The following is a 3,970-nucleotide window of genomic DNA, read 5'->3' on the forward strand; positions in this document are numbered from 1 at the left end:
CCTCACCGCCCACGAGCGGCCTCCCCTTCCCCACTCGAACCAGATGAACCAGTCAAGCCGGATGAACCTGACGCGTCCAGCGCCCCGGAAGCACCACCGGCACCGCCCCGCAGCGCCTCTGCGGCGGCCGGCACGTCCACAGAGACCGACACTCCCGCCGAAGCCGACACGTCCGCGGCAACCGATGCACCCATCGGGCCCGGTACGCCGACGGAAACCGCCGACCCCACCGAAGCCCCGTCCGTCAAAGCCCGTTCCTCCGCGACCGTCTCCCCCGGAACCGCCCCTCCCGCGCGCGGGACGACCCGCGCCCCGCTCCCCGGCAGCGCCGTCGGATCAGCCGTGGCGGAAACCGCGCCCACGCGCGGAAGCCGGTCCGCGCTCTGCTGCACCGGCACGGTCGCGCTCTTCTCGCGTGCGCGGGAGGCGCCGTGGTTCCTGCGCGAGTCCTTCGGCTCCAGCGGTATCGGCGACCCGCGCAGCGGCTCATCAGCCGTACGGGGCAGGGTCAGCCGGAACTGCGAGCCGCCCCCGGGCTCGCCCCACGCCTGGAGCCAGCCGCCGTGCAGACGCGCGTCCTCCAGGGCGATCGACAGCCCGAGCCCGGTCCCGCCGGTCGTCCTCGCGCGCGCGGGGTCGGCCCGCCAGAACCGGCTGAACACGCGCGTGGCCTCACCGGGCTTCAGCCCGACGCCGTAGTCGCGCACGGCGACGGCGACAGCGCCCCCGGCGGCGGCCAGCTTCACCACCACGTCCCGCCCCTCACCGTGCTCCACGGCGTTGACGACGAGGTTGCGCAGCACCCGCTCCACGCGCCGCGCGTCGGCCTCGGCGACGACGGGCTGCTGATCGCCGACGACGCGTACGTTCGTCCCCTTGCGCTCGGCGAGCGGCGCGGCCCCGTCGACGACCCGCCGTACGACCTCGCGCAGGTCTATCGGCTCGGCCTCCAGCGCCGCCGCGCCCGCGTCGAACCGGCTGATCTCCAGCAGGTCGGCGAGGAGCGTCTCGAACCGGTCCAGCTGGTCAGCGAGGAGTTCGGCGGAGCGCGCGGTCATCGGATCGAAGTCCTCGCGCGCGTCGTGGATGACGTCGGCGGCCATCCGTACGGTCGTCAGGGGGGTGCGCAGTTCGTGCGACACGTCGGACACGAACCGGCGCTGCATCCGCGAGAGGTCCTCCAGCTGCTGGATCTTCAGCTGGAGGTTCTGCGCCATCTTGTTGAACGCCTCGCCCAGGCGCGCGATGTCGTCCTCGCCGGTGACCTTCATCCGCTCCTGCAACCGCCCGGCGGACAGCCGCTCGGCGATCCCGGCGGCCATCCGCACGGGCGTGACGACCTGCCGTACGACGAGCCAGGCGATCGCCCCGAGGAGGACGACGACGAAGAGCCCGGCGGTCGCCAGGGTGCCCTTGACGAGGCTGAGGGACTTCTCCTCCTGGGTGAGCGGGAAGAGGTAGTACAGCTCGTAGGCGGCGCCGTTGGGGTCGCTGAGCCGCTTGCCGATGACCAGCGCGGGCTGCGACTCCTTGCCGCTGTCGTAGCGGATGCGGGTGTAGCTCTGGGCGGCGGAGGTGGAGTCCTTCAGGCGCGCGCGCAGGGCGTCCGGCACGCTCGCGGTGGGGCTCACACCCCCGGAGGCGCGCGGCCCCGGCCCGCCCTCACCGCCGCCGGTGGGCAGCGTGACGACGTCGAAGGCGCCCTGGCCGCCGCTGGAGAGCGACGACACGAGGACGCTGAGCCACGGGCTGACGTTCTGCGCGGAGCGGTCGGTGGAGGAGGCCGGCCCGTCGCCGGCGGCCTCCGTGTCGGCCTGCTGCTTGGCGACGGCGAACCCGCCGGTGGCCTGGCTCTGCGAGGCGCGCACCTTGGCGTCCAGCAGGCCGTTGCGGACCTGCCCGATGACGACGAACCCGAGCAGCAGGACGACGCCCAGGGACATCAGCAGGGTGGTGACGACGACCTTGAGCTGGATGTTGCGCCGCCACAGCCGCATCACCGGCAGCAGCGGACGCCGTACCCAGCGCAGCAGCAGCCGCAGCACTGGGCTGCCCTGTACGCCGCCCTGGAGGAGCCCGCCGTCCAGGAGCCGCCCGAAGCGGTCCTTGGCCGTCCTGGGGCCCTTCAGGGCCCTCAGAGCCTGATCGCTGTCCCGGCCGACAGGCCGCTGCGGCCGGGCCCCTGACCGGCCTGGCGCCGAAGCGGCACTGTCCCCGGACATGTCAGCTCGGCCCGGCCTTGTAACCGACACCGCGGACGGTCACGACGATCTCCGGCCGCTCCGGGTCCTTCTCGACCTTGGAGCGCAGCCGCTGCACGTGCACGTTGACCAGGCGGGTGTCCGCCGCGTGCCGGTAGCCCCACACCTGTTCGAGGAGCACCTCGCGGGTGAAGACCTGCCACGGCTTGCGCGCGAGCGCGACCAGCAGGTCGAACTCCAGCGGCGTCAGCGCGATCGACTGCCCGTCGCGCTTGACCGAGTGCCCGGCGACGTCGATGACCAGGTCGCCTATCGTCAGCTGCTCCGGCGCCGGTTCCTCGGACCGCCGCAGGCGCGCGCGGATCCGCGCGACCAGCTCCTTCGGCTTGAACGGCTTGACGATGTAGTCGTCGGCCCCGGACTCCAGGCCCACCACCACGTCGACGGTGTCGCTCTTCGCCGTGAGCATCACGATCGGCACCCCGGACTCCGCCCGGATCAGCCGGCACACCTCGATGCCGTCCCTCCCGGGCAGCATCAGATCCAGCAGCACCAGATCCGGCTTGGCCTCCCGGAAAGCAGCCAGCGCCTTGTCACCGTCGGCTACGAAAGACGGCTCAAAACCCTCACCACGCAGCACGATGCCGAGCATCTCGGCCAGTGCGGTGTCGTCGTCGACGACAAGGACTCGTCCCTTCATAAACGACATCATCCCATTCTCATAACGGTGCCCGGAGCGCAGGTGAGGCAGGTCACTGACCCGTGACCATAGCCGCCCCGACCGGTCACTGTCTGCCCAGGCCCCCTCCCACCCGCGCCCGCGCACCCGCGTACGGCTAGATCGTCACCCGCCGTGACCTCGCGCACAGCCCGGCGATCGCCTCCGCGGTCACCGGCGAGACGGCCCCCTCCTCGGTGACGACGGCCGTCACCAGCTCGGGCGGCGTCACGTCGAACGCCGGGTTGTACGCCTGGGTGCCGAGCGGCGCGACAGGGATCCCGCCGCCCGATCCGACGACCGGCGCCTGCGGTGCGACGACCTCCGTCACCTCGTACCCGGGCCGCTGCTCGACCTCGATCGACGCCCCGTCAGGTGTCTCCAGGTCGATCGTCGTCACCGGAGCGACCACGACGAACGGCACGTGGTGGTAGCGCGCGAGGACCGCCAGCGGATAGCTGCCGATCTTGTTCGCCACCGACCCGTCGGCCGCGATCCGGTCCGCCCCGATGAGCACCGCGTCCACCTCCCCGGCCGCGAACAGCGACCCCGCCGCGTTGTCGGTGAGCAGCGTGTACGCCATCCCGCTGCGCGCCGCCTCGTACGCCGTGAGCCGCGCCCCCTGGAGCAGCGGACGCGTCTCGTCCACCCACAGCCGGCGCAGCCGCCCCGCGCGGTGCGCGGCCAGCGCCACCGCGAACGCCGTCCCCTCCCCGCCGGACACCAGCGAACCGGTGTTGCAGTGGGTGAGGATCCGGTGCCCGCCGCCCGGCAGCAGCTCGTCGAGGAGCGCGAGCCCGTGCCGCGCCATCCCGGCGCTGGCCTCGGCGTCCTCCTGGTGCAGCCGCCGCGCTGCGGCCAGCGCCGCCTGCGCGGCCCGCCGCTCGTCCCCGCCCTCGTCGAGCGCGGCCCGGTGCGCGTCCAGGGCCCGCGTCACGCCGACGGAGAGGTTCACGGCGGTCGGGCGCGCGCCCGCGAGAGCCGCCGCCGCCTCCTGGGCGTCGAACCCGCGCGCGGCGGCGAGCGCGACCCCGTACGCCCCGGCGACGCC

Annotated in this window: 3 protein-coding genes; all 3 read right to left on the reverse strand. The window is 73.3% G+C overall.

The genetic code is table 11. The features are described 5' to 3' along the window. Positions 1–2 precede the first annotated feature (2 nt). Positions 3–2,222, reverse strand: a complete 2,220-nt coding sequence (gene mtrB / locus AOK24_RS11885) for an MtrAB system histidine kinase MtrB (protein WP_055720032.1) — start codon at positions 2,220–2,222, stop codon at positions 3–5. A gap of 1 nt (position 2,223) precedes the next feature. Next, positions 2,224–2,913: a two-component system response regulator MtrA gene (gene mtrA / locus AOK24_RS11890; RefSeq protein ID WP_005316841.1), complete on the reverse strand. Its 690-nt coding sequence runs from the start codon at positions 2,911–2,913 to the stop codon at positions 2,224–2,226. A 124-nt stretch (positions 2,914–3,037) separates the two neighbouring features. After that, a partial coding sequence (gene mtnA / locus AOK24_RS11895; RefSeq protein WP_240553831.1) for an S-methyl-5-thioribose-1-phosphate isomerase occupies positions 3,038–3,970 on the reverse strand: 933 nt, incomplete at its 5' end.

It is taken from the genome of Streptomyces niveiscabiei (assembly GCF_001419795.1).
Classification (GTDB): Bacteria; Actinomycetota; Actinomycetes; order Streptomycetales; family Streptomycetaceae; genus Streptomyces; species Streptomyces niveiscabiei.